Origin of the sequence: Pseudoduganella chitinolytica (genome assembly GCF_029028125.1) — a bacterium.
Lineage (GTDB): Bacteria > Pseudomonadota > Gammaproteobacteria > Burkholderiales > Burkholderiaceae_D > Rugamonas > Rugamonas chitinolytica.
This window is the reverse complement of the sequence record NZ_CP119083.1, coordinates 661,555-687,759: the sequence shown is the minus strand read 5'-3', so window position 1 is coordinate 687,759 and position 26,205 is coordinate 661,555. Positions and strand designations below refer to the sequence as shown.

The 26,205-nt window shown below is 64.3% G+C and carries 26 protein-coding genes; 6 read left to right on the top strand and 20 right to left on the bottom strand.

Going from position 1 to position 26,205, the window contains the following annotated elements:
• Positions 1-34: 34 nt before the first annotated feature.
• Positions 35-1,444, bottom strand: a complete 1,410-nt coding sequence (gene gltX, locus PX653_RS03100; RefSeq protein ID WP_277416479.1) for a glutamate--tRNA ligase — start codon at positions 1,442-1,444, stop codon at positions 35-37.
• Positions 1,445-1,529: 85 nt separating this feature from the next.
• Here gltX and PX653_RS03095 point away from each other — a divergent pair, with 85 nt between their 5' ends.
• The gene (locus PX653_RS03095) at positions 1,530-2,984 is read left to right on the top strand and encodes a serine hydrolase domain-containing protein (RefSeq protein ID WP_277416478.1); all 1,455 of its coding nucleotides are present in this window, start codon (positions 1,530-1,532) and stop codon (positions 2,982-2,984) included.
• Between the two features lie 111 nt (positions 2,985-3,095).
• Here PX653_RS03095 and PX653_RS03090 read toward each other — a convergent pair whose 3' ends face one another.
• From PX653_RS03090 to apbC, 3 genes are all read right to left on the bottom strand, one after another.
• Complete coding sequence (locus tag PX653_RS03090; protein ID WP_277416477.1) at positions 3,096-3,500, bottom strand: DUF4399 domain-containing protein; 405 nt, start codon at positions 3,498-3,500, stop codon at positions 3,096-3,098.
• Between the two features lie 26 nt (positions 3,501-3,526).
• Positions 3,527-4,564, bottom strand: a complete 1,038-nt coding sequence (locus PX653_RS03085) for a WD40/YVTN/BNR-like repeat-containing protein (RefSeq protein ID WP_277416476.1) — start codon at positions 4,562-4,564, stop codon at positions 3,527-3,529.
• 91 nt (positions 4,565-4,655) lie between these two features.
• On the bottom strand, positions 4,656-5,738 hold the full coding sequence (gene apbC / locus PX653_RS03080; RefSeq protein ID WP_277416475.1) for an iron-sulfur cluster carrier protein ApbC: 1,083 nt from the start codon (positions 5,736-5,738) through the stop codon (positions 4,656-4,658).
• Between the two features lie 132 nt (positions 5,739-5,870).
• Here apbC and metG point away from each other — a divergent pair, with 132 nt between their 5' ends.
• Positions 5,871-7,997: a methionine--tRNA ligase gene (metG, locus tag PX653_RS03075; protein ID WP_277416474.1), complete on the top strand. Its 2,127-nt coding sequence runs from the start codon at positions 5,871-5,873 to the stop codon at positions 7,995-7,997.
• Between the two features lie 16 nt (positions 7,998-8,013).
• Positions 8,014-8,499: a GNAT family N-acetyltransferase gene (locus tag PX653_RS03070; RefSeq protein WP_277416473.1), complete on the top strand. Its 486-nt coding sequence runs from the start codon at positions 8,014-8,016 to the stop codon at positions 8,497-8,499.
• 369 nt (positions 8,500-8,868) lie between these two features.
• Here PX653_RS03070 and PX653_RS03065 read toward each other — a convergent pair whose 3' ends face one another.
• A complete protein-coding gene (locus PX653_RS03065; protein ID WP_277418501.1) occupies positions 8,869-9,774 on the bottom strand; it encodes a DMT family transporter in 906 nt (301 codons plus the stop codon).
• Between the two features lie 123 nt (positions 9,775-9,897).
• On the opposite strand from PX653_RS03065, the gene PX653_RS03060 reads away from it, so the two are divergent.
• Genes PX653_RS03060 through panC form a run of 3 tightly spaced genes read left to right on the top strand, consistent with a single transcriptional unit; the run spans position 9,898 to position 11,904 of the window.
• On the top strand, positions 9,898-10,110 hold the full coding sequence (locus tag PX653_RS03060; protein ID WP_277416472.1) for a DUF3460 family protein: 213 nt from the start codon (positions 9,898-9,900) through the stop codon (positions 10,108-10,110).
• 21 nt (positions 10,111-10,131) lie between these two features.
• On the top strand, positions 10,132-11,040 hold the full coding sequence (locus PX653_RS03055; protein WP_277416471.1) for a segregation and condensation protein A: 909 nt from the start codon (positions 10,132-10,134) through the stop codon (positions 11,038-11,040).
• 24 nt (positions 11,041-11,064) lie between these two features.
• Positions 11,065-11,904 (top strand): pantoate--beta-alanine ligase, encoded by an 840-nt coding sequence (panC, locus tag PX653_RS03050; RefSeq protein WP_277416470.1) that lies wholly within the window; start codon positions 11,065-11,067, stop codon positions 11,902-11,904.
• Between the two features lie 141 nt (positions 11,905-12,045).
• Here panC and PX653_RS03045 read toward each other — a convergent pair whose 3' ends face one another.
• The 15 genes from PX653_RS03045 to flhC form a co-directional block, all read right to left on the bottom strand.
• On the bottom strand, positions 12,046-13,254 hold the full coding sequence (locus PX653_RS03045; protein ID WP_277416469.1) for an EAL and HDOD domain-containing protein: 1,209 nt from the start codon (positions 13,252-13,254) through the stop codon (positions 12,046-12,048).
• Positions 13,255-13,297: 43 nt separating this feature from the next.
• Positions 13,298-13,966 carry a protein phosphatase CheZ gene (gene cheZ, locus PX653_RS03040; RefSeq protein WP_371876408.1) on the bottom strand — a complete coding sequence of 223 codons (669 nt, stop codon included), beginning with the start codon at positions 13,964-13,966 and terminating at the stop codon, positions 13,298-13,300.
• 4 nt (positions 13,967-13,970) lie between these two features.
• A complete protein-coding gene (gene cheY, locus PX653_RS03035; RefSeq protein WP_028104141.1) occupies positions 13,971-14,360 on the bottom strand; it encodes a chemotaxis response regulator CheY in 390 nt (129 codons plus the stop codon).
• Positions 14,361-14,584: 224 nt separating this feature from the next.
• The gene (locus PX653_RS03030) at positions 14,585-15,655 is read right to left on the bottom strand and encodes a protein-glutamate methylesterase/protein-glutamine glutaminase (RefSeq protein WP_277416468.1); all 1,071 of its coding nucleotides are present in this window, start codon (positions 15,653-15,655) and stop codon (positions 14,585-14,587) included.
• Between the two features lie 10 nt (positions 15,656-15,665).
• Complete coding sequence (cheD, locus tag PX653_RS03025; RefSeq protein ID WP_107142960.1) at positions 15,666-16,265, bottom strand: chemoreceptor glutamine deamidase CheD; 600 nt, start codon at positions 16,263-16,265, stop codon at positions 15,666-15,668.
• A 9-nt stretch (positions 16,266-16,274) separates the two neighbouring features.
• A complete protein-coding gene (locus PX653_RS03020; RefSeq protein ID WP_277416467.1) occupies positions 16,275-17,138 on the bottom strand; it encodes a CheR family methyltransferase in 864 nt (287 codons plus the stop codon).
• 70 nt (positions 17,139-17,208) lie between these two features.
• Complete coding sequence (locus tag PX653_RS03015) at positions 17,209-18,942, bottom strand: methyl-accepting chemotaxis protein (RefSeq protein WP_277416466.1); 1,734 nt, start codon at positions 18,940-18,942, stop codon at positions 17,209-17,211.
• A 195-nt stretch (positions 18,943-19,137) separates the two neighbouring features.
• Entirely contained in the window at positions 19,138-19,617 is a 480-nt protein-coding gene (locus PX653_RS03010) for a chemotaxis protein CheW (RefSeq protein ID WP_277416465.1), read from the bottom strand.
• 13 nt (positions 19,618-19,630) lie between these two features.
• On the bottom strand, positions 19,631-21,862 hold the full coding sequence (gene cheA, locus PX653_RS03005; RefSeq protein ID WP_277416464.1) for a chemotaxis protein CheA: 2,232 nt from the start codon (positions 21,860-21,862) through the stop codon (positions 19,631-19,633).
• Between the two features lie 37 nt (positions 21,863-21,899).
• Positions 21,900-22,265 (bottom strand): response regulator, encoded by a 366-nt coding sequence (locus PX653_RS03000; protein ID WP_107142965.1) that lies wholly within the window; start codon positions 22,263-22,265, stop codon positions 21,900-21,902.
• 75 nt (positions 22,266-22,340) lie between these two features.
• Positions 22,341-22,889: a chemotaxis protein gene (locus PX653_RS02995; RefSeq protein WP_277416463.1), complete on the bottom strand. Its 549-nt coding sequence runs from the start codon at positions 22,887-22,889 to the stop codon at positions 22,341-22,343.
• Positions 22,890-22,910: 21 nt separating this feature from the next.
• Complete coding sequence (motB, locus tag PX653_RS02990) at positions 22,911-23,861, bottom strand: flagellar motor protein MotB (protein ID WP_277418499.1); 951 nt, start codon at positions 23,859-23,861, stop codon at positions 22,911-22,913.
• Positions 23,862-23,876: 15 nt separating this feature from the next.
• On the bottom strand, positions 23,877-24,737 hold the full coding sequence (motA, locus tag PX653_RS02985) for a flagellar motor stator protein MotA (RefSeq protein WP_277416462.1): 861 nt from the start codon (positions 24,735-24,737) through the stop codon (positions 23,877-23,879).
• Between the two features lie 92 nt (positions 24,738-24,829).
• A complete protein-coding gene (locus PX653_RS02980; RefSeq protein WP_277416461.1) occupies positions 24,830-25,615 on the bottom strand; it encodes an SAM-dependent methyltransferase in 786 nt (261 codons plus the stop codon).
• A gap of 40 nt (positions 25,616-25,655) precedes the next feature.
• A complete protein-coding gene (gene flhC / locus PX653_RS02975) occupies positions 25,656-26,195 on the bottom strand; it encodes a flagellar transcriptional regulator FlhC (RefSeq protein WP_277416460.1) in 540 nt (179 codons plus the stop codon).
• Positions 26,196-26,205: the final 10 nt, after the last annotated feature.

The following is a 26,205-nucleotide window of genomic DNA, read 5'->3' as shown; positions in this document are numbered from 1 at the left end:
GCAAATACCCCGCTGAAATATTTTCAGTAAAACTTCACAGGTATTTCGCCACGCGTGCCGCGACCGTATCACGGCCAAACAACTGCAGCACGGCATCGATGGCAGGCGTCTGCAACTGGCCCGTGACGATCAGGCGCAGCGGCATCGCCATCTGCGGCATTTTCAGGCCATGGGCGGCCAGCACTTCCTTGATCATCGCGGCAATGGCTTCCTTGGTCCACTCGACCGTCTGGATGCGCTCGGCAAACTGGGCCAGGGCCGGCTTGACGGCGTCCGTGAAGTGCTGCGTCATCAGCGCCTCGTCCGGCTGCGGCTGGCGGTAGAACAGCATCGCCGCGTCCGCCAGTTCATTGACGGTATTGGTGCGCTCCTTCAGCAGCGCCAGCACCGTGGCCAAGTCGGGCGCGCCGTCGAACTGCGCGCCGGCCGCCAGCATGCGCGGCTTCGCCAGCTCGGCCAGGCGGCCGTTGTCGGCCTGCTTGATCCAGTGGTTGTTCAGCCACGCCAGCTTCTCGTTGTTGAACTGGGCGGCCGAGGCCGTCAGGTGCTCCAGGTTGAACCATTCGCAGAACTGGTCCATCGAGAACACCTCGTCGTCGCCGTGGCTCCAGCCCAGGCGCGCCAGGTAGTTCAGCATCGCCTCGGGCAGGAAGCCCTGCGCCGGGTACTCCATCACGCTGACGGCGCCGTGGCGCTTGGACAGCTTCTGGCCGTCCGAGCCCAGGATCATCGGCAGGTGGCCATACTCCGGCAGCGGCGCGCCGATCGCGCGCAGGATGTTGATCTGGCGGGGCGTGTTGTTGACGTGGTCGTCGCCGCGCAGCACGTGCGTGATGCGCATGTCCCAATCGTCCACCGCGACGCAGAAGTTGTACGTGGGCGTGCCGTCGGTACGGGCGATGATCAGGTCGTCCAGCTCCTTGTTGGAGATCGTGATCGTGCCCTTGACGACATCGTTCCACGTGACGTCGCCATCCAGCGGATTCTTGAAGCGCACCACCGGCTTGCGGCCCTCCGGGATGGCGGGCAGGGCCTTGCCCTCTTCCGGGCGCCAGGTGCCGTCGTAACGCGGCTTCTCGCCGGCCGCGCGGAAGCGCTCGCGCATCGCCTCGACTTCCTCGGGCGTCGAGTAGCAGTGGTAGGCGGTGCCGGCGGCCAGCATCTGCGCGATCACCTCGCGGTAGCGGTCCATGCGCTGCATCTGGTAGAACGGGCCTTCGTCATGGTCGAGGCCAAGCCACTGCATGCCGTCGATGATGGCCTGCACGGCTTCGGGGGTGGAACGTTCCAGGTCGGTGTCCTCGATGCGCAGCACGAAGGTGCCGCCGAAGTGGCGCGCGTAGGCCCAGGAATACAGCGCGGTGCGGGCGCCGCCCAGGTGGAGGAAGCCGGTCGGGCTGGGGGCGAACCGGGTGCGGACGGGGGTGGCTGGTGCAGTGGTCATCTCGGTATGAAGCGGTAGGGATAAAGGGCTTATTTTACCCGCAACTCGCTTATACTCGAATCGACAACCTTTAAGGAGCCATGCCTTGTTCCGACGCCCCGCCCTGCCTTTCATGCTGCCCTTCTCCCTATTGGCAACGATGCTTGCCGCGCCGGCGCTGGCCGCCACCGACCCCACGCTGGCGCAGCGCATCGCCGCCGTCGAAAACGGCCTGCTGCCGGCCGTGACGATCGCCGGCGCGCCGCCTGTCAAGCGTACCTTGGCCGCCGAGATGGCACGCCTGCGCGTGCCCGGCGCCAGCATCGCCGTGATCCACGCGGGCGAGATCGAGTGGGCGCGGGGCTACGGCGTCGTCACGCCCGGTGGCGCACCCGTCACGCCGGCCACCTTGTTCCAGGCCGCGTCGATCAGCAAGCCGGTGACCGCGATGGCTGCCCTGAAGATGGTGGAGCTGGGCCAGCTCGCGCTCGATCGCGACGTGAACGGCTATACGACGTTGTGGAAGCTGCCGAAGGACATGGATGACTCGCCCGTCACGCTGCGCCAGCTGCTGTCGCACACGGCCGGCACCACGGTCCATGGCTTTGCCGGCTACCCGGCGGGCAGTCCCGTGCCGACACTGATACAGCTCCTGAACGGCGCCAAGCCCGCCAACTCGCGCGGCGTCCATGTGGCGACGCGCCCCGGCACCAAATGGCGCTACTCGGGCGGCGGCTATGAAGTGGTGCAGTACGTGATGACGGAACGGGCCAAGCAGCCCTTCCCGCAACTGCTGCAGGAGACGGTGCTGAAGCCCCTGGGCATGGCCGACAGCAGCTTCGCCCAGCCCCTGCCGGCGGCGCAACTGGCGCGCGCCGCGCTGCCGCACGACGGCAACGGCAAGCCGGTCCCGGGCGGTCCGCATACCTACCCGGAACTGGCCGCGGCCGGCCTGTGGACGACACCGTCGGACCTGGCCAGGTTCGCCATCGAGATCAAGCGCGCGGCGGCGGGCCAGTCCAACAAGGTGCTGTCGCAGTCGATGACGCAGCTGATGCTGGCGCCCGTGCTGCAGGATTACGGCCTGGGGCTCGGTGTGGAGGATACGGGCCAGGCCCAGTCGTTCGGCCACGGCGGCTCGAATGCGGGCTACCAGAGCCTGATGGTGGCGTACACGGAGCGCGGGGATGGCGTGGTCGTGATGACCAACGGCGACCGCGGCGGCGAGCTGGCCGGCGAGATCGTGCGGGCCGTCGCGGCGCAGTACGACTGGCCCACCAAGCGGCCGAAGGTGCGTGCGGCCGTGCCGACGCCGGCCGCGGCCCTGGCTGCGCTGCCCGGCAAATATGCCATTGACGGGCTGGGCGACTTCACGATCGCGCGCGCCGGCGACGGCCTGACGGTGGCGCTGAAGGAAGGCGCGGCCGAACCGCTGCACGCGGCGCCGGACGGCAGCTGGTTTGTTACGTCGATGGAGGGCGAGCTGCGCTTCGGCGGCGTGGATGGCGGCGGCCGGTTGAAGGCGGGCGCGATGGACGTGCCGTTCGCCCGGGCCAAATAAGCCATGCAGCGAACAACGGCCGGGCTCGTGTCTCACCAAGGTGCCTGACCCCGATGTGGGACACGAGCCCGGCCGTGCGGCCCGGTGGGGCCGGGCCGACCTGCCGGGGCCTTACTTGACGGTGACGCGGATGGTCTTGCTGAGCGCTTCGCCGTAGGACTGGTGGGCGCCGTCGGCGAACTGCATGGTCAGCTTGTACTGGCCCGGCGGCAGCTTCACCTCCGTCTCGGTCTGGCCCTTGCTGAAATGGAGGTGGTTGTCGTCGAACGGGATCGGCTGCGCCTTGCCGATGGCGTCGCGGTCGATCAGCAGGTGATGATGGCCGCCGTTCGGCACGACGGCACCGGCGGGCTGCACTTCCATGCCGACGACGGCGAACTTGACCCGGAACGGGCTCGTCACCGTCGCGCCGTCCTTCGGCTGGACAAACGAGACCGATGGCGACTGGGCACAGGCCGGCCCCGCCGTCAATGCCGCCAGCAGCCAGGCTGCCGCACTACCCCGCAGATTGCGCATGATGCCTCCTCCCGGATTCACACCGCTTATTTGCTCAGCTTTGGCCCCTTGTATTTCATCACGAGGCCTTTCGGCCCCACCGCCCAGCCCACCGTGGCCGACGCGAAGCCCACCGTGTTGACGGGCAGCTTGTCCAGCACCTTCCACGTGCGGCCTGCATCCAGGCTGTAGCCGGAACCGGCCAGGCCGCCGGCGACAAACGCATCCGGCGCACCTGGGACTGGCACCACCACCGACATGTACCCGGCCGGCAGCACCGGCGCGGGCGTCCAGGTGGCGCCGCCGTCCTCGCTGCGCGCGCCATTGAGCGTGCCGAGGCGACGGTCCGAATAGTCGCCACCGACAGCCAGGCCGACGTCGCTGTCGCGGAAGCCTACCGAGAACACGCCCTTGGCCGGGGCACCGGCCGGGATCGGCGTCTCGGCCGCTTCCCAGCTGCGGCCCCGGTCCGTCGAATGGAACACCCGCGCCTGCGCGCCACCGCCCGTGGCGAACCACGCATCGTTCTCGCCCACCACCGACAGGCACGTGCCGCTCGCGGCAAACGCCGCCTCGTTCGACAGCGCCTTCAGGCCGTTCGGATCGACCGTGGCCTGCCAGCTGGCGCCGCCGTCGCTCGTCGTCAGCACCTGGTAGGCGCCGTCGACCGGGTCGCCGAACACCAGGCCATTGTCGCGGTCCCAGAACGCGATGCAATCCCAGAAGCCATTCGCATCCGGGTTGGTGATCTGCAGGGCCCACGTGGCCCCACCATCGGTAGTGCGGTAGATGCGCGACGCATCGCCCGGGCCGATGCTCAGCACCGTGGCGGTGTCGGCATCGAATGCGTGGATATCGCGCAGGTCGAGTGCCTCGGCGCCGGGGACGATGAACTTCTTCCACGTCTTGCCGTCCACCGTGCGCAGCACCGTGCCCTTGGCGCCGCTGGCCCACGCGACCGTCGGGCTGACGACCGACAGGCCGCGCAACTGCGACTCCGTGCCGCTGGCCTGGCGCTGCCAGGGCCTGACGGTCTTTTCAGGCTTTGTCGCGGCGGTGTCCTGCCACGCCCCCATGCTGCTCAACGGGACTGCCAGCAGGGCAGCCAACAAGACACGAGTACGGCGGGGCATCGTCAGGGCGGGCATAACACTCCTTGGAGGTTGAAGTTCCTGGTTAGTCGTTCTTGATCACGATCGAGGGGAATTTGCTGCTCATGTCCTTGGCCTTTTCCGCCACCTTGATCGCCACCTTGCGCGCGATCTCCTTGTACAGCGTGGCGACCTGGCCATCCGGGTCCGCCACGACCGTGGGCTTGCCGGAATCGGTCTGCTCGCGGATCGCCATCTTCAGGGGCAGCTTGCCCAGGAAGTCGACACCGAAGTCCGCGCACATCTTCTCGCCGCCGCCGGCGCCGAAGATCTCCTCGGTGTGGCCGCAGTTGGAGCAGATGTGGGTGCTCATGTTCTCCACCACGCCCAGGATCGGGATGCCGACCTTCTCGAACATCTTCAGGCCCTTGCGCGCGTCCAGCAGCGCGATGTCCTGCGGCGTCGTGACGATCACGGCGCCCGTCACGGGTACTTTCTGCGAGAGCGTCAGCTGGATGTCGCCGGTGCCCGGTGGCATGTCGACGACGAGGTAGTCCAGCTCGCGCCAGTTGGTCTGGTCCAGCAATTGCTGCAACGCCTGCGTGACCATCGGGCCGCGCCAGACCATCGGCTCGTCCGGATCGATCAGGAAGCCGATCGACGACACCTGGATGCCGTGGCCTTCCATCGGTTCCATCGTCTTGCCGTCGTTCGACATGGGCCGACCCGACACGCCCAGCATCATCGGCTGCGACGGGCCGTAGATGTCCGCATCGAGCACGCCGACGGTGGCGCCTTCGGCGGCCAGCGCCAGCGCCAGGTTGACTGCCGTGGTGGATTTGCCGACGCCGCCCTTGCCGGAGGCGACGGCGACGATGTTCTTCACGTTCGGCAGGGGCTTCAGGCCGCGCTGCACGGTGTGGGCGATGATCTTGCTCGTGACGTTCAGGGCGATGCCGAGGCCAAAGGGCTGCAGCGCGGCCAGCACGCTGGCGCGGATGCCTTCGACCTGGCTGCGGGCCGGGTAGCCCAGTTCGATGTCGACGGCGATGGCGCCGTTCTCGACCTTCAGGTTGCGAACCGATTTCGTCGTGACGAAGTCCTTGCCGGTGTTGGGATCGATGACCTGCGACAGGGCGGCCTTGACGTCTTCCGTTGTGATGCTCATGTATTTCTCCGTTGGTGATGCCGCAGTCTAGCGCAAAATGGACCGATAGACACGGTGCACACCCGGGCCGCTGCGCAGGCCGCCCGGGCGCTGTTAAAATGGCAGTTTTATTTATCTTCTTTCGCGCCGACCATGACCCGCAAGCTGTTCGTCACCACTGCCCTGCCCTATGCCAACGCCGCGTTCCACATCGGCCACATGATGGAATACATCCAGGCCGACATCTGGGTGCGTTACCAGCGCATGCAGCAGGACCGGGAAGTGCACTTCGTCGGCGCCGACGACACGCACGGCACCCCGATCATGATCGCCGCCGAAAAGGAAGGCATCACGCCGCAGGAGTTTGTCGCCAAGATCGCCGCCGGCCGGGCGCAATACCTGGACGGTTTTCATATCGCTTTTGACAACTGGTATTCGACCGATTCGCCGGAGAATGTCGAGCTGTCGCAAGGCATCTACCGCCGCCTGCGCGACGTGGGCCTGATCCAGACCAAGACGGTCGACCGCTTCTTCGACCCCGTCAAGGGCATGTTCCTGGCCGACCGCAACATCAAGGGCGAATGCCCGAAATGCGGCGCCAAGGATCAGTACGGCGACAACTGCGAGGTGTGCGGCGCGGCCTACCAGCCGACCGACCTCGTCAATCCGTATTCCGTGTTCACCAGCGCGACGCCGATCCTGAAGCCTTCCGAGCAGTATTTCTTCAAGCTGTCCGACCCGCGCTGCTTCGAATTCCTGCGCGACTGGCTGAACACGCCGGGGCGCCTGCAGCCGGAAATGGTCAACAAGGTCTCCGAATGGCTGGGTGAGTCGGGCGAAAAGCTGGCCGACTGGGACATCTCGCGCGACGCGCCCTACTTCGGCATCCCGATTCCGGACGCGCCGGGCAAGTTCTTCTACGTGTGGCTGGATGCGCCCGTGGGCTACCTGGCTTCGCTGAAGAACTACTTCGGCAAGCAAGGCATCGACTACGAGGCATTCCTGAACGATCCGGCCGCCGAGCAGATCCACTTCATCGGCAAGGACATCGTTTCCTTCCACCTGCTGTTCTGGCCGGCCATGCTGAAGTTCGCCGAGCACCCCGTCATCGACAAGCTGAAGGTCAACGTGCACGGCCACCTGACCGTCAACAATGAAAAAATGTCCAAGTCGCGCGGCACCGGCATCTCGCCGCTGCGCTACCTGAACCTGGGCATGAACCCGGAATGGCTGCGCTACTACATCGCCTTCAAGCTGAACGCCAAGGTGGAAGACCTGGACTTCACGGGCGAGGACTTCGTGGCCCGGGTCAACTCGGACCTGATCGGCAAGTACGTCAATATCGCCAGCCGCTGCGCCGGCTTCATTGCCAAGAAGTTCGATGGCAAGCTGGCCGACAGCCTGTCCGAGACGTCGCTGGGCTGGATCCGCCGCGCGCTGACGACCGTCGAGGGGGCCGAACGCCAAGTCGCCATCGCGGAAAGCTACGAGAATCGCGAGTTCGGCCGGGCGCTGCGCGAGATCATGGAAATCGCCGACGTGACCAACCAGTACGTCGACGAGAACAAGCCATGGGTGCTGGCCAAGGATGAAACGAAATTGGCCGAACTGCACGAAGTGTGCACGACGGCGCTGATCCTGTTCCGCCAATTGACGATCCTGCTGTCGCCGGTGCTGCCGGGCGTGGCCGCCAACGTCCGCACGTTCCTGAACGACGAGCGCCATGAGTGGGCCGATACGACCCTGGCGGCCGCCAGCACGTCGATGCTGGGCCGCACCATCGGCGCCTACAGCCACCTGATGACGCGGGTGGACGCGAAGATGATCGACGACCTGTTCGACGCGCCCAAGCCAGCCGCCGCACCGGCTGCTGCAGCGCCGGCTGTCGCCGCCCCCGCCGCCCCCGCCGCCGTCCCGGAAGGCATCGAGCCGCTGGCGCCCGAAATCAAGATCGACGATTTCGCCAAGGTCGACCTGCGCATCGCGCAGATCGTCAACTGCGAACACGTGGAAGGGTCGGACAAGCTGCTGCGCCTGACGCTGGACGTGGGCGAAGGTCGGCACCGCAATGTCTTCTCCGGCATCAAGTCGATGTACCAGCCGGAAGACCTGGTCGGCAAATTGACGGTCATGGTGGCCAACCTGGCCCCCCGTAAAATGAAGTTCGGTATTTCCGAAGGCATGGTATTGGCGGCGTCCAGCGCGGACGAGAAAACCAATCCGGGTATTTATATCCTCCATCCATGGCCGGGTGCGCAGCCGGGCATGCGGATTCGCTGAGGATCGATAAAAACCGATGGGCAGTCCGATCGCAGTCCGCCCGGCGGACGATGACGATGTGGCGCTGATTGCCGGCCTGACGCGCAAAGCGTGGGCCGGCAAGGTCAGCGTCACCTCTTCCGGCCATCGTGAAACCGCCGTCCTGGTCGCGGAACATCTGCGCCAGGGCGGCGGTTTTATTTTATTGGACGACGCCGAACCGATCGGTTCCGTACGGTGGCTGCCGCACGATACCGAACCGGGTGTATGGGAGATATTGCGGATGGGCGTGCTGCCGGAATATCGCGGCCGCAACCTGTCCCAGCATTTATTGGAAGCCGTGATTCACCACGGCCTCGAATCGGGCATCGACGAGTTAAGGCTGGCGGTACGCCCCGACCAGCCCAAGCTGATCGATTTTTATTCGGCCTACGAATTCGAGCTGGCACCGGAGCTGGAATATTCCCATGCCAATCCGCTGGAGCCGGCGCCGCTGGTGATGCGGCGGGTATTGCGTGATTAGGCTTGGGGTCTGTCCCTGCGGGACTGACCCCGGTTTTTATCGGCGGCCTCTGCAATCTCGTGCGTGCGTCAAGCGATCCGCACGCTGCATCGAATAAAACCAGGGTCAGTCCCTTGCAGGGACAGACCCTCAACCTGATCCGCAAGCCGACTTCAGGCGTAGACAAGCCAACATATGGCGCACCACGCCCGTGAGCCCCCTAGTGCACGCTCGCTGCGATCGGCTTCGGTGGCTTCGGCGGGGCCTGGTCGCAGCCGGCCAGCAGCAACGCGGCGGATGCGACGACCAGCATCAAGATACGCATGAGCTATTCTCCCGACTGGATGACGATCCAAGGTAGCAGAACCGCGCCGCCGCCGGCGCACGGCTTTATGCGGGCCGGCGCGACGACACGACGATGCCACCGACGATCAGCAGAAACGCAAAGCCATGATAAAGGTGCGGCAATTCGCCGAGAAACGCCGACGATAAGATGGCCGCGAACAACGGCGTCAGATTGCTGAAGAATGCCGCAATGGCGGGGCCGGCGCGACGGACGCCCTCGCCCCAGCAGCGGAACGCCACGACAGCCGGTCCGATCGCAACGTACGCCAGTACGGCGAATAATGTCGGGGTCCAATGGACGGTGGCGTCCGACCAGGTCCATTCGCCGGCCGCGAATAATCCCGACCACAGCACGCCGAATCCCACTTGGGCCAGCAGGAAACCTGCCCAATCGGCGCGCAGGCTGGCGGGCTCATGGGTACGCGTCAATAACCAGCTGTACAGCGACCAGGCGATCGTCGCCAGGATCATGAATAAATCGCCGGCAACGAGCCTTAATGCCAGCAAATGCGCGAGATCGCCCCGTGCCAAGACCAGCAATACGCCGGCAATCGATAGAATGGCGCCGATAACCTGGCGCCGGCTGACGCGCACGCCGAAAAACAGCCAGCCCGTCAGCATCATCCATACGGGCATGCCGGCCGCGACCAGGGTTACATTAATGGGTGTGCTGCTTTGCAGCGCCAGATATTGCAGCGCGTTGTACAGGCCCACGCCAAGCAGGCCCAGCACTGCGTAGCGGCGCCAATGCGGCCACAGGCCGCTGCCGCGCCGGAATACCGGGCCGGCCAGCGGCAGCAGGATCAGCAGCGCCAACACCCAGCGCAGCAGGTTCAGCAGGATCGGCGGCACCATGTCGTGCACGAGCCGGCCCGCGATGGCATTGCCGGCCCACAGCAGCGGCGGCAGCGTCAGCAGGAACACGGTGTGGGGTGTCAGTCGGGTATTCATTGCTGAAGAGCATAACCGATTCGACAACTCGTCGCTGCGCTGCGACAGAATTCCCTGCGGCATGCCGCAGCGCGGTAGAATACGCGTTGGTTTTCACCAATGTACTCAACCTTCATTCAAGCTATGAAATTCCTGTTCAAGCAACACCGCGGTTACGAATCCGACCACACCCAGTTCATCAAGAGCCTGAAGGAACAGAATCCGGCCATCGAACAAGGCCAGCGCGAAGGCCGCGCCCTGCTGTGGGACAAGTCCCCGCTGTCGCTGGACGAGCGCGCCCGCCAGCGTGACTCCGCCATCAAGCAGCAGGCCTACGTCTACCAGAACAAGCTGTAAGCCTCACCGAGGACGGCACGCATGCTGCCCCATGACGCGGCGGACGACCCGGCGGACGCGGCGCACGCCGCCGCCGGGGCCGCTGCCGCGACAGGCGCAGCACCTTCCGACGTCACCGACGAGCCGCCAGGCGCCGCGGCCCAGGCCGATGGTGCCGCTTTCGCACGCCTGTACGGCGAGCCGCTGCTGCACCTGCCGACCGACCTGTACATCCCGCCGGACGCGCTGGAGATCTTTCTCGAAGCGTTCGAGGGCCCGCTCGACCTGCTGCTGTACCTGATCCGCCGCCAGAACTTCAACATCCTCGACATTCCGATGGCGCAGGTCACGCTGCAGTACCTGAAGTACGTCGACCAGATCCGGCTGTCCAACCTGGAGCTGGCCGCCGAGTACCTCCTGATGGCGGCCATGCTGATCGAGATCAAGTCGCGCATGCTGCTGCCGCAGCGCCAGCACGACATCGAGGTCGAGCTGGACGATCCACGTGCCGAGCTGGTGCGCCGCCTGCTGGAATACGAGCAGATCAAGCTCGCCGCCGTCGACATCAATGCCCTGCCCCAGCTGGACCGCGATTTCGTCCGCACGCAGATCTTCATCGAGCAAAGCCTCGTGCCCGTGTGGCCCGACGTCAGCCCGGCGGACCTGCAGGCGGCATGGCGCGACCTGCTCAAGCGTGCCAAGCTCAAGCAGCATCACAGGATCACGCGCGAGGAATTGTCGGTGCGCGAGCACATGACGATGATCCTGCGCCGCCTGCAATCGCAGCGCTTCGTCGAGTTCGCCGACCTGTTCGACGTCGTCGGCGGCGTGCCGGTGCTGGTCGTGAACTTCGTGGCCATGCTGGAGCTGGCAAAGGAAACCCTGATTGAAATTACCCAGGCCGAACCGTTCGCGCCCATCTATGTGCGCCTCGCCTATTCGCCTGCATGACCAACCGGCATCGATAACCAACACATGAAAATCATCTCGTCCATCGAAGAGCTGCGCGACCAGTTGCGCGGCCAGTTGCGTACCGCCTTCGTTCCCACCATGGGCAACCTGCACGAGGGCCACCTGTCGCTGATGCGCATCGCGCGCCGCCACGGCGACCCGGTCGTCGCGTCGATCTTCGTCAACCGCCTGCAGTTCGGTCCGAACGAGGACTTCGACAAGTACCCGCGCACGTTCCAGGCGGACGTGGAAAAGCTGGAAAAGGAAGGCGTCTACGTGCTGTTCGCGCCCACCGAGAAGGACATGTACCCGGAACCGCAGGAGTACCGCGTGCAGCCGCCGGATGGCCTGGGCAACACGCTGGAAGGCGAGTTCCGCCCGGGCTTCTTCAACGGTGTCTGCACTGTCGTGACGAAGCTGTTCTCGTGCGTGCAGCCGCGCGTGGCCGTATTCGGCAAGAAGGACTACCAGCAGCTGATGATCGTGCGCAACATGGCACGCCAGTTCGCACTGCCGACGGAAATCATCGGTGCCGAAACGTACCGCGCCGAGGACGGCCTGGCACTGTCGTCACGCAATATGTATCTGTCGGAAACCGAACGGGCCGAAGCGCCAGCGCTGTACCAGTCGCTCAACTTCGTCGCCAACGAAATGCGCGCCGGCCACCTGGACGTGTTCCAGCTGGAGCACAAGGCCATGGACGACCTCGCCAAGCGGGGCTGGAAACCGGACTACATCAGCATCCGCAAGCGCAACGACCTGCAGCCGCCCAATGCGGGCGATCTGGCGCAAGGCGAACCGCTGGTCGTGCTGGCAGCAGCCAAGCTGGGCACGACGCGCCTGATCGACAACCTGGAAATCTAGGCCCCAACGGCCGACCTCGTGTCCACCATGGGGCTACACCCCGACTTGGACACGAGCTCGGCAGTCAGTATGGTCGAGGCCGTGTCCCACTTTGGTGACTGACCCCGTGGTGGGACACGGGCTGGGCCGTAGTAGGCGTGATCAGGCCGTGACGTTTTGCGTCCACGCCAGCGCGGACAGGTGGGCCTTGTTGACGTCCGCCGGGCTGATCTGCAGCGAGGCGGCCAGCGAGGCAACCAGCGTCGAGTTCAGCTCGCATGCTTCGGCCAGTGCCAGGTACGGGCCGTAGCGCCCGCCCCGCTCCAGCAGCGCCTTCACGACCTCGTCGGACAGCTGGATCGTTTCCAGCACCTCTTTCATCGGCAAGCCCAGCAGGCGGTCCAGCAGCGAGAACATGCCGGCCACGAAGACGTTTTCCGCCTCACCGCGGCCCAGCGTTTCCAAGCTCAGCAGTTCGGCCAGGCGGCCGCGCACGACGGCCGTCTCCAGCAGCACCGGCGAATAGCCCGACGTGCTGGCCGTGGCCAGCAGCAAGGTCAGCCAGCGCGACAGCGGCTGGTAGCCCAGCAAGGTGATGGCCTGCTTCAGCGACTGGACCTCGCGCCCGGCGCCGAACCCGGCCGAATTGATGTAGCGCAGCAGCTTGTACGACAGCGCCGCATCGCGCTTGAGCACGCTTTCCAGCTTGGCCACGTCGGCATTCGCGTTCACCATCTGCATCAGTTGCAGGATGACGGTTTGCGCCGGATTCAGGCCTTTCACTTCCGTGCCGGGGCGCGGCGTCAGGTGCAGCTTGCCGACGAAGGCATCGATGCCCAGCGCCGCGCAGGCGTCGAAGTCGACCCACGTCGTCACGGGGCGGCCCACCATCCGTACCGACGACTGCTTCAGCGCCGCATAGGTGCGGGCCTGCGTGGCAACGTCGGTGCCGGAAAAGCGCACTTCCACGTACGAGCAGATGGTCGGCAGCCGGTTGCCGGCGCGGGCGATGTCGCAATTGCGCAGCAGGATGCCGACGTCGCCGGCCCGCAGGGCGCGCACGGCCGCCAGCGTGTCGGCATTGGCCAGTTCGCGCGTGGCGATGGACAGGACCGTGTGTTGCGGTGGCAGGTTGTACAGCGCGTCCGTCGACAGCATCGCCGGCACGGCTTCGAGGAACAGGGTCTTGTCGCGCAGCAGCCAGCCGCGTTCGGGATCGTTGACCTGCGCGGCGACGAAGCCGACCAGGTCTTCCAGGCCGGCCTGCGTGACGGCCTCTTCCGGATTGTGCTGCCACGTGAGTTCGTAGCCGACCACCCGCTGCTGCGGGTCCAGCAACGGCTCACGCACGAGGAAATGGGTCTGGTGCATTGCGGGAATGGGTGCGGGGGCAGCCCGGCAGCTGCCGCTTAGGTCAGAAGCCCAGGCTGTCCAGCAGGTCGTCGACCTGGCCCTGGTCGGCCACGATGCCGTCAGCCGACTTGTCGATCTGCGGGCCGTTCAGGAGGCCCGAATCGATGTCCTTCTTCAGCTCTTGCGGCGCGAAATCGATCAGCGTCTGCACCAGCTGCTTCTCGAGGTTCTGGGCGATCGACGTGACGCGCTTGATCACCTGGCCCGTCAGGTCCTGGAAATCCTGCGCCATCATGATGTCCATCAGGTGGCCCTTGGTTGCCGAGGTGGCTTCCGAGGCGGCCGCCATCGCGGCGATCGTGCGCTGGGCCAGCTCGCGCCAGTCGCCCTCGCCCTGGCCGTCCAGCAGGGCTTGCCAGGAAGCGGACAGTTCCTTGGCATCCTTGCTGATACTATCCTGCAGCGGACCCGCTTCGTCCGTGGCATTCAACACCTTCTGCGCCGCGTCTTCGCTCAGGCGTGCCACGTAGTCGAGGCGGTCGCGGGCATCCGGGATGTCTTCCGCGGCCCGCTCGATCAGCTTGTCCAGTCCCAGGCCGCGCAGGTTCTCGTGCAGCGCACGGGTCATGTGACCGATGCGCGACAGGAACTCCTCGTTCGGATCCGTCATGGCGGCCGTGCCGATGGCCGAGGCCGATCCAGCTGCCGCTGCCGCTGCTTGCTCGACCATGAAATCAGGCTCCGAGCTTTTCAAAGATCTTGTTCAATTTCTCGTCCAGCGTCGCGGCCGTGAAAGGCTTGACGACGTAACCGTTGGCGCCGGCCTGGGCCGCCGCGATGATGTTTTCCTTTTTCGCCTCGGCGGTCACCATCAGCACCGGCAGCTTGGCCAGCGCGGGATCGGCACGGATGTTCTGCAGCATGGTCAGGCCATCCATGTTCGGCATGTTCCAGTCGGACACGACGAAGTCGAACTGCTCGGCACGCAGCTTGGCCAGCGCCATCACGCCGTCTTCCGCCTCGTCCACATTGGCATAACCCAGTTCTTTCAACAGATTCCGGACGATGCGCCGCATCGTCGAGAAGTCGTCAACAACTAAAAATTTCATCTTTGGATCAGCCATGAATTACTCCGTTGATTCTTTATAACGCGGTTATTAAATTTAGCTCTGAACTACCAGCAAGTTGTAGGATAGCATTATCGTTACCCATAGGGAACACAACACCCTGTCACTACCGGTAAAAAACCAGAATACCGTATCAAACGCGCACTGTAATTGTCTCGGTCACGCGACGCTTCGGACCAGTTCGTACCTTTTGCGCCGCGCCCCGCTGCTTTATACCTGTTCTACACCCGCAACGCGCGCATGCCGTGCTGCGCCAGGTAGCCGAGCACCATGCCCGGCAGGGCCTGCAGCGCGCCCACTTCGTGCGTGGCGCCGACGGCAATCGCCTCGCGCGGCATGCCGAACACGACGCAGCTGGCTTCATCCTGTGCAAAATTATACGCCCCGGCCGTCTTCATCTCCAGCATACCAGCAGCACCGTCCTTGCCCATGCCCGTCAGGATCACGCCGACGGCATTCTTGCCCGCAAACTGCGCGGCCGAGCGGAACAGCACATCGACGGAAGGCCGGTGCCGGTTGACGGGTTCGCCCTGGTCCAGCTTGGTCATGTAGTTCGCACCCGAGCGCGTCAACAGCAGGTGCGAATGGCCGGGCGCGATGTACGCATGGCCCGGCAGCACGCGCTCGTTGCCTGCCGCTTCCTGCACCGAGATGCGGCACAGCGAGTCCAGGCGTTTCGCGAACGAGCGCGTAAACCCTTCCGGCATGTGCTGCGTGATCAGGATACCCGGGCAGTCGGACGGCATCTGCATCAGGAATTCCCGGATCGCTTCGGTGCCACCCGTGGACGCGCCCACGATAATCAGTTTTTCGGACGACATCAGTGGATTGCGTAATTGTGGCAGGGGTACGCCGCCTTCGGCGCCCGCTTGCGGCAGCGTGCGCGCGCGGATCCGGGCTTTCGACGCGGCGCGGATCTTGTCGGCGATCAGGTCGGTGTACTCGCGCATTCCGGTCTGGATCGAGATCTTCGGCTTCGTCACGAAGTCGACGGCGCCCAGCTCCAGCGCGCGCATGGTGATTTCCGAGCCGCGCTCCGTCAGCGACGACACCATCACGACCGGCATCGGCCGCAGCCGCATCAGCTTTTCCAGGAAGTCCAGGCCGTCCATCTTCGGCATCTCGACGTCCAGGGTCAGCACGTCGGGGTTGGTTTGCTTGATCAGCTCGCGCGCGACCAGCGGGTCGGGCGCCGTGCCGACCACCTTCATGTCGGCCTGGCTGTTGATAATTTCGGTCATGACGCTGCGGATCAGCGCGGAGTCATCGACCACCAGTACTTTGATTGTCATCGCGGTCTCTCTAGAACAGCTCGATTTCGCCAGCCACCGGCTGGACTTTCAGGCGGCTCGCATACTCGATCTCGCGTTTCGCCAGCGTGTCGTTATGCGATTGCATCAGTTTCTTGACGAGCACCTTGCCCGTGCGCGGGAAGAAATACACCTTGCGCGGGTAGATGTCGTTCAGGTCCTCGGCGACGACGCGGATGCGTTCGTTGCGCAGGAAGGTCTGGACGAACGCGGCATTGCGTTCGCCCACGTTCATCGCCGTGAACCCCTTCAGCACGGCGCCGCCTCCGAACACCTTGGCCTCCAGGTTGTCGCGCCGGGCGCCGGACTTCAGCAGGCTGTTGATCAGGATCTCCATCGCGAACGTGCCGTAGCGCGCCGACGCGGAGACGGGGCTGTTGCTGTCCGCGCCGCCGTCCGGCAGCATGAAGTGGTTCATGCCCCCCAGGCCGGAGACGCGGTCGCGGATGCAGGCCGAGACGCACGAGCCCAGCACCGTCACGATCAGCATGTCCTTGCTGGTGTAGTAGTACTCGCCCGGCAGGATCTTGGCCGCCTGGGTGTCGAACGTGCGGTCGTAGTAGACGTTGGTGGCGAGATGTTCGTTTTCCATGGTGTCTTCTTATGCTCGTTGCGGCATGGGCCGGGCGGCGCCTGGGCGCTCGTCCAGTTCATACACCGTTTTCCCGCGCAGTTTCAGCGAATCCGACACGTACAGGAAGTTCTCGGAATGGCCCGCGAACAGCAGGGCGTCCGGTTTCATCAGCGGCACGAAGCGCGCGAGGATCTTGCGCTGCGTGGCCTTGTCGAAATAGATCATCACGTTGCGGCAGAAGATCACGTCGAACGGGCCGCGAATGTCCCACTTGTCGTCCAGCAGGTTGAGCTGGCGATACGTGATCAGCTGGCGCAGTTCCGGGCGGGCCCGCACCAGGCCGGCCTTGTCGCCCTTCCCCTTCAGGAAGAACTTGCGTTGCTGTTCGGGTGTGAGCTTGTCGATGCGTTCGATCGGGTAGACGCCGTTGGCGGCCGTGGCCAGCACGTTGGTGTCGATGTCGGTCGCGATGATGTGCACCGGCGGCGTCAACGTCCCGAACGCCTCGCACACCGTGATCGCGATCGAATAGGGTTCCTCGCCGGTGGAGCTGGCGGAGCACCAGATGTTGAGTTGTTCGCCGCGATGCTTCTTGACGTGCTCGGCGAGCAGCGGGAAGTGGTGCGCCTCGCGGAAGAACGACGTGAGGTTCGTCGTCAGCGCGTTCGTGAACGCTTCCCACTCGTTGCCCAGGCGACCCGCTTCCAGGTCGTCCAGGTATTTGACGAAGGATGAAATGCCGGTGGCGCGCAACCGTCGCGCCAGTCGGCTGTACACCATCTCCTGCTTGCTGTCGGCCAGCGCGATGCCGGCCCGTTTGTAGATCATGCCCCGTACGCGCTCGAAGTCGCGGGCATTGAAATCAAACTCCTTGACGGTGTCCTTGGACATCTATTCTTATCCTTGCGTTACCGGGAGTTCAAGGTACGCGGCCGCCTCCCGGAAGCGGCCGCGCCATGCATCAGAACTCTTCCCAGTCGTCGCCGGCAGGTGCCGTCGCCTTCTTGGCGGGCGCAGGGGCGGCGGAAAAGGAAGCCGCAGCTTTCGGTGCTTGCGCACGCACCGCTACCGCACGGGCCGCGGACTTTGCAACCGGCCTGGCCAGCTGCGCCCTCGGCGCTGCTGCCGTGTGCTCGACCGGCGCGGTTTCCGTGCCCAGTTTGAAGATGCTGACCGCTTCGGCCAGGCGCTGCGCCTGTTCCTGCATGCTTTCGGCAGCAGCCGCCGCTTCTTCCACCAGGGCGGCGTTACGCTGGGTCATTTCGTCCATCGTCGTGACGGCCTGGTTGATTTCCTCGATACCCGTGCTTTGTTCCTGCGTGGCGGCGGTGATCTCGCCCATGATATCGGCGACCTGCTTGATCGACGTGACGATCAGGCCCATGGTCTGGCCGGCTTCGTCCACCAGCTTGCCGCCGGCATCGACCTTCGACACGGAGTCGCCGATCAGGGCCTTGATTTCCTTGGCGGCGCTGGCCGAACGCTGGGCCAGGTTACGCACTTCCGACGCGACCACGGCGAAGCCGCGGCCCTGTTCACCGGCGCGGGCCGCCTCGACCGCCGCGTTCAGCGCCAGGATGTTGGTCTGGAAGGCGATGCCATCGATGACGCCGATGATGTCGACAATCTTGCCCGACGATTCCTTGATGGAGCCCATCGTGTCCACGACTTGCGACACCACCATGCCGCCCTTTTCCGCCACCGACGATGCCGACACTGCCAGCTGATTGGCCTGGCGCGCGTTGTCGGCGTTCTGCTTGACGGTGGACGTCAGTTCTTCCATCGAGCTGGCGGTTTCTTCCAGCGAGCTCGCTTGCGCTTCGGTACGGGCCGACAGGTCGGCGTTACCGGTGGCGATTTCGCGCGAAGCCTGCGTGATCGTCTCGGTGCCGCTGCGGACCTGGCCGACGGTGCGCACCAGGCTGTCGTTCATGTCCTTCAGTGCCTGCAGCAGTTCGCTGGTCTCATCCTTGCCTTCCACGCGTACCTGCGAGGTCAGCTCGCCGGCAGCGACGCGCTGCGCCACCTTTACCGCGCCAGCCAGGGGCACGGTGATCGAGCGGGTCGTGAAGAACGCGCAGACGATACCGACCGCGACACCGAGGGCGCCCAGCACCAGGGTCAGAAGCATCACGCGCTGGTCCGCCTGCAGCGAACGATCCTGGAATGCCTGGGTAGCTTTGTGCTGCAGGTCCACCAGACGGTTCAGTGCCGTCAGCGCGCGCATGCTGAGGGGGTCGATCCGGCCGGCGATGACCTTGGTCGCGCCTTCGGCGTTGAAGGCCAGCACTTGCGCCATTGCCTCCTTGAACGCGGCGTCCACGTCCTTGTCGATCGCGGCCAGTTCGCCCAACACCTTTTTCTCGTCCTCATCCAGGCCCAACGCTTCGAGCTTGCCGCGCGCGGCTTCGTAGCGCTGGCGCTGCGACTTGACCTTCTCTTCTTCCTTCTGCATCAGCTCCACGTCGGACTGCAGGCCGATATTGCGCATCGCGATGCCCGATTCCAGCATCGCGCTCTTCATGGCGCCCGCCTGCATGCTCTTGGCGCTGGTCAGCTCCAGGCCTTCCATCAACTGCGCCTTGTTGCGCATGTTGAGACTGTTGGACGACAACACCAGCGCTACCAGGATCAGCAGGATGATGCCGAACCCGAAGCCTAGCCTGGTACCGATTTTGTAATTGCGAACACTCATTTGAGTCCCCTACCCTGTGATTGATGAAGCAACGGCTCGCCTTCTGCGAGGCGACTGCCTCCGTTAATACAAAAAAATTTGGTCTGCTGCACCGCGATTCTCTGGGCGGTCTACCTTCAATGAGCCGAGAAAACCGGGGACTGTCCCCTGTTTCCAGGCAATTGTTTCCTCAAAACCCGGGTCTGTCCCGGGTTTTTATGCTGCCATCTGCTCGATCAGGCCCATCTCCGGCGACGACATCAGCTTGTTGATGTCCACCAGGATCAGCATGCGCTCGTCGATCGTGCCCAGGCCGATCATGTACTCGGACGAGAACGCCGTGCCCATTTCCGGGGACGGCTTGATCTGGTCCGGTTCCAGGGTCGTCACGTCGGACACGCTGTCGACCACCATGCCGACGACGCGGCCGTTGATGTTCAGGATGATGACGACGGTGAACTGGTCGTACACCGGCTCGCCCAGGCGGAACTTGATGCGCATGTCTACCACCGGGATGATGATGCCGCGCAGGTTGATCACGCCCTTGATGAATTCGGGTGCGTTGGCGATGCGGGTCACCGCCTCGTAGCCGCGGATCTCCTGCACTTTCAGGATGTCGATGCCGTATTCCTCGGCACCGAGCTTGAAGGCCAGGAACTCGTGGCCTGCGATGTCGGCATTGTTTGCGTCTGCCATGGTCTTTCCTTGTTTAGCTAAGCGTATTGGTAATGGTGTCGTCGGCCAGCTGGCGCGAGGACCGGATCAGTGCCGCCACGTCCAGGATCAGGGACACGCCGCCATCGCCCAGGATGGTGGCGCCGGAAATGCCCGCTACCTTTCTGTAGTTCGACTCCAGGTTCTTCACGACCACCTGCTGCTGCCCCACCAGTTCGTCGACGAACAGGCAGGCCTTGCGTCCCTCGGTTTCCAGGATCACCAGGATGCCCTCGGACGGGTCGGTGTAGCGCGGCACGATGTCGAACATCTGGTACAGCGGGATCAGGGGCAGGTATTCGCCGCGCACCTTGACCACGCGGCCCTTGCCCGTGATTTCCTTGACGTCTTCCGGCGCCGGCTGCATCGATTCGATGACGAAGCCCAGCGGCAGGATGTACACCTCCTCGCCCACCCGGATCGACATGCCGTCCAGGATCGCCAGGGTCAGCGGCAGCGAGATCGACATCGTCGTGCCGAAGCCCTTGGCCGAGCGGATGTCCACCGTGCCGCCCAGCGCCGTGATGTTGCGCTTGACGACGTCCATGCCGACACCGCGGCCCGACACGTCCGTCACCTGTTCGGCCGTCGAGAAGCCCGGCGCGAAGATCAGCTGCCATACCTCCGCATCGGGCATGTTGTCCGACACCGGCAGGCCGTTCTGCTTCGCCTTGGCCAGGATCCGGTCGCGGTTCAGGCCCGCGCCGTCGTCCGACACCTCGATGATGATGTTGCCACCCTGGTGCGTCGCCGACAGGAACAGCCGGCCCGCATCCGTCTTGCCCGCCGCGCGGCGCGCTTCCGGCATCTCGATGCCATGGTCGATGCTGTTGCGCACCAGGTGCGTCAGCGGATCGACGATGCGCTCGATCAGGCCCTTGTCCAGTTCCGTCGCCGCGCCGTGGGTGATGAAGTCGACCTTCTTGCCCAGCTTCGTCGCCAGGTCGCGCACCATGCGCGGGAAGCGGGAGAACACGAAGTCCATCGGCATCATGCGGATCGACATCACCGCTTCCTGCAGGTCGCGGGTGTTGCGGGTCAGCTGGCTGACGGAGGCCAGCAGCCGCTGGTGCACCATCGGGTCCAGCGTGTCGACGCGCTGCTCGATCATGGCCTGCGTGATCACCAGCTCGCCCACCAGGTTGATCAGCTGGTCGACCTTCTCGATCGACACGCGGATCGACGACGACTCGGCGCCGTGCGCCGGCGCGGCCACCACCTTCTCGTCCTTGCGGACGGGCTTCTTGTCCTCTTCCACCTTCTCGGCCGGCGGCGCTTCCTTGATGCCGGCGGCGGCGCGGATCTGTTCGACCGGCTGGAAGAAGCCGTAGCCGCGCGCGTCGTCCGCACCCGACTGCGCCTGCGCGCGGATCTCGTCGAGCGGCTGGAAGAAGCCATAGCCCTGCCCCTCGGCGGTCGTACCGGCCGTGGCGGCCGTCTTGCCCACTTCGGACTTCGGCAGCGGATCGAAGAAACCATAGCCCAGGTCGTCCTCGACCTTGCTGCGTGCGGCCTGTTCCAGCGCGGCCTGCTCCGGCGTCAGCACGGGCAGCTCGGTGACCGACATCTCGTCCGTGTTCAGCACGAACGAGCAGATGGCCATGATGTCGTCCAGGCTTTCGTGCGTGGTGACGATCATAGCATTGCGCTCGTTGTCGAGCGGCGTCACGGTAACGTGCGCCAGGAGGCCCAGTTCGGCGGCCAGCGCCGTGACTTCACGGTGCGCCATCTTCGGCAGTTCGAGACGATAGCGGCGCCCGCCGCTGTGATCGACCGTCTCGTCTTCGCCTGCCGCCGTCTGGAACGCCGGTGCCACGTGGGCGATCGCCGCCAGCGGCACGTCCTGCGCCAGGTGCTGCAGCATCATGCGCACGTCGCCCACGGCGTCCTGGTCCACGGCCGTGCCGAGGCGGTGGCCGTCCAGCTGCATCTTGAGCGCGTCCTTGGCCGCCAGGAAGGCGTCGACATGCTCGCCCGTGAGCGCCATCTCGCCCTTGCGGATCCGGTCCAGCAGGGTTTCGAGGATGTGCGTCACCTCCGTCATGTCGGACAGGCCGAACGTTCCCGCGCCTCCCTTGACGGAGTGCGCGGTGCGGAAGATCGCGTTCAGATCCTCCTCCGTGGGCGCGCTGACATCGACGGCGAGCAGCAGCCTTTCCATTTCAGCCAGCAGCTCCTCGGCCTCGTCGAAGAAGACCTGGAAGAACTGGCTTATATCGATGGTCATGGCGAGACTCCGTCAAATAAGCTCGGGGAGAACATGATCAGCCGATCACCTTCTTCACGACTTCGATCAGGCGCTGCGGGTCGAACGGCTTGACCAGCCAGCCGTTCGCGCCGGCGGCACGGCCCTTGGCCTTCATCTCGTCGGACGACTCGGTCGTCAGCATCAGGATCGGCGTCTTCGCGTACGCGGGCAGTTCGCGCAGGTGCGCGATCAGCTGCAGGCCGTCCATCTTCGGCATGTTCTGGTCGGTCAGCACCAGGTCCACCGTCTGGAGCTTGGCCTTTTCCAGGCCATCCTGGCCGTCGACCGCTTCCACGACCTGGTAGCCGGCAGCCTTCAGGCTGAATGCCACCATCTGGCGCAGGGAGCTGGAATCGTCAACTGCAAGAATCGTTTTAGCCATTTTTTTATCTCACTTAAAAAAGTTCGGGCACTTCTCGGCCCACTGTGTTTGGTTGATCGTACGGATGCGGTCGGCTCAGAAGAGCTCGATGTCGCCGCTTTCCAGGTGCTTCTGGCTGACCGCCTTGCGCAGCACGCTGCGCAACTCCAGGCTCTGGATCGCCAGCGCCATGCTGACCTTGCCGAGCAGGTCGACGATCGCCTCGTTGTCGCTTTCCGGGTCCATCTCGGCGCCATAGGTGCCCAAGGTGGCCAGGAACTCGCGCAGGCCCGTCACGCGCTTCAAGGTACGGTCGATCAGCTGGCTCGTCATGTCCTGGAACTGCATGCTGGTGATGGCCGCGTTCACATACGTGCTGACCTGCTCGTTCATCGCCTCCAGCTTGGCCCTGTCCTCGGCCGACGGCGTGCCGCCGTCGAGCAGGAGGCGGATCGTCGTCTGCTGGGCATTGACCGCGTCATGGATCGCCATGAAGTTGCGCGACAGCTTCTCGATCGCCTCCTCCAGCAGCAGATTGGTCTGCAGCAGGTCCGTCTCGACCTCGCTCAGGTGCTGCTTGCCGTGATCCGACACGCCCGACAGCATGCGCTTGACGTGGGAGCCGAGGATTTTTTTTCTGTTCATAACCATCTCGTCTTGGGTGCTTTATTTCGTTGCCGGCGCGCCGGTCGCCTGGGCGCCCCGGGCTGCCGCGTCCCGCGTCGCTTCCGTGTCCGTGCCCACTTCGATCCGGCCGGCGTCGCGCATCAGGTTCTCTTCCGTCTTCTTGTTCATCACGATGATGCTGATGCGCCGGTTGATCGGATTGAACGGATCCTTGCGGTCCAGGTGCGCGGCCGAGGCCAGGCCCACCACCCGGATGATCTTGTTGTCCTGCATGCCACCTTGCACCAGCGCGCGGCGCGATGCGTTGGCGCGGTCCGCCGACAGCTCCCAGTTACTGTAGCCCGTCTCGCTGAAATACGGCGTCGAATCCGTGTGGCCCGTCAGGCCAATGCGGTTCGGCACGTCGTTCAGCACGGGCGCGATCTCTTCCAGGATCTCGCGCGTGTACTGCTGCAGGTCGGCCTTACCGGCCGGGAACATGGGGCGGTTCTGCTCGTCCACGATCTGGATGCGCAGGCCTTCGCTGGTGAAGTCCAGCAGCAGCTGGTCCTTGAACTTCTGCAGCGCGGCCGAATTCTCGATCTTGCTCTGGATGCGTTCCTTCAGCGTCTGCAGGCGCTGCGTCTCTTCCTTTTCCAGCGCGGCCTTGGCCGCCGACAGGTTGAACGACTTCTTGGCCGTGTCCACGCCGCCCGCGTTGACCTGCCCGTCCTGGCGCGACAGGTCCTTGCCGCCGCCCTTGATGATGGACGAGCTGTCGCCGCTGCCCGACCCGCCCTGCATCGCCACCTTCAGCGGCGTCTTGAAGAATTCGGAAATACCGTTCAGGTCGCCCTTGCTGGTCGAGCCCAGCAGCCACATCAGGAGGAAGAAGGCCATCATCGCCGTCACGAAGTCGGCATAGGCGATCTTCCACGCGCCGCCATGGTGGCCGGCCGCGTACTTCTTGATGCGCTTGACGATAATCGGCTTGGCGCCGTCATCCATGATGCCGTCCCTTTGCTATCACTTCGCCTTGGCCTTCTTGATGTGGTCTTCCAGCTCGGCGAACGTGGGCCGTTCCGTCGAGTACAGCACCTTGCGGCCGAACTCCACGGCCAGCGCGGGCGCGTAGCCGTTCAGGCTGGCCAGCAGCGTCACCTTTACGCATTGGAACATCTTGCTCGACTCTTCCAGCTTCTGTTCCAGCAGGCTCGACAGCGGACCCACGAAACCGTAGGCCAGCAGGATGCCCAGGAACGTACCGACCAGCGCGTGGGCGATCAGCATGCCCAGCTCGGAAGGCGGCAGGCCCACCGATTCCATCGTGTGCACCACGCCCATCACCGCCGCCACGATACCGAACGCGGGCAAGCCGTCGCCCAGTTTGGCGATCACGTGCGCGGGCACCGCGCCTTCATGGTGGTGAGTTTCCAGTTCGTTGTCCATCAGGTTCTCGATCTGGAACGCATCCATGTTGCCCGATACCATCAGGCGCAGGTAATCCGTCATGAATTCGACGATGTGATGGTCTTCCAGTACCGTCGGGTACTTCGAGAACAGCGGGCTCTCGGCCGGCGATTCGATATCGCCTTCGATGGACATCAGGCCTTCCTTGCGGACCTTGGACAGGATGTCGAACAGCAGCGACAGCAGTTCCATGTACAGGTCCTTCGTGTAGCGCGAACCCTTCAGCAGGGTGGGCAGTGCCGCCAGCGTTGCCTTGATGGCCTTGCTGTTATTGCCGACAAAGAATGCACCCAGTGCGCCGCCGCCAATCATCAGTAGTTCCAGCGGCTGGAACAATGCGGCCAAGTGCCCGCCGGCGAGCGCGAAGCCGCCGAAAACGCAGAGCGTCGTGACAACGTAACCGATAATGACTAACACGCATCACCCTTCAACAAAAAATGCCACACCGAAATAAATTCCACAAGGAACTACAATAGCGTGAGATCGGCTCCCGGGCAAGAGAAAGAGGCCTAAAAACGCCATACATACAGAGGAGGAGCGCCCTCTGTGGTGAATATGGTCTTGTCGGGAATATAAGGCGGTATGGCGAATTCGTAACTTACTAACAAGCTGCCAACTTTCATTTCGCCCCTGGCCTTTGCATATAAGGCATTCATTACCGCCGGTGACAGATACGCGAATACCACGTCGTAGTCGCCGAACTGAATCTTTTCATAATCGCCGCGGATAAACTTGGCGCGCGAAGCGGTGAACCGGGCCCGTAGAAAAGAATATAACCACGGTACCGGCGCCAGTTCGATACCGGTGCAATCGACGTCGGGTCGCAAGCGGGCCAGATGCAAGGTCATCCCGCCCAGGCCACTGCCGACGTCGATGATGCGCAGCCCCGGACGGTCGGGCAGCAACGCGGCGACGGCCTCCCACACGGGCTGGCTGGATGGAAAATATGGCACCTGCGTGCGGAACGTGGACCAGTACCAGCCCAGCAGCACGATAAAGACCAGCAGATAAAGGATGGGGGGCAGCCCCAGCGCGCTCGTCATCAGCAGCGCGGCCGGGAACAGCAGCTGGATGAACCGCCACCACGGGGCCAGGCCAAGCCGCCACGTGAGCAGCGCCGCCAGCACGCCTTGCAGCAGCACCGCCTGCAGCAGGGTCAGGCCGTGGCCCAGTGCATCGGCCAGCAGGGCCAGCAGCGCGCACGGCAACAGCGCGGCCAGCTGGACCAGCAGCGCGCGCACGGCCGGCGGCCGCAGCGCGGCGTGCAAAAAAGACAAAAGCCGGGGCGGCGTCATCGGCCGGCCCGGCTTGAGGAGAATGGGGGGATCGCCAAGATCAGGCGGCGGCTTCGTCTTTCGCCTTGCGGGTCTTGCCCGCGCGCGACGGCATATGGCACAGGCCGCACTGATAATCGCCGTTCAGGTCCATGCCGTTGACGATGAATTTGCCCTGGCATTTGCTGCAGGACTTCAGTTCCAGCATATTGCTGGAGAAGAAACGCACCAGGGTCCAGGCGCGCGTCAGCGACAGCAGCGGCTCCTCGCCCGGCGCGGGCGGCATTTGCTCCAGGTACAGCTTGTAGGCCTTCATGACGGCTTCGATGCCGGAAGCGCTCGCGTGCTCGACGAGGAAATTATGGATGTTAATAAATAGCGAAGAATGGATGTTCGGCTGCCACGTCAGGAACCAGTCCGTGGAGAACGGCAGCATGCCCTTCGGCGGCGACACACCCCTCAGCTCCTTGTACAGCTTCAGGAGGCGCTCGCGCGACAGCGACACTTCCGATTCCAGCAGTTGCAGGCGGGCACCCAGGTTGATCAGCTCGATGGCCAGCTGGATTTCCTGCGCTTCGCTCACGACACTTTTCTTGCTCATCATCGGCTCC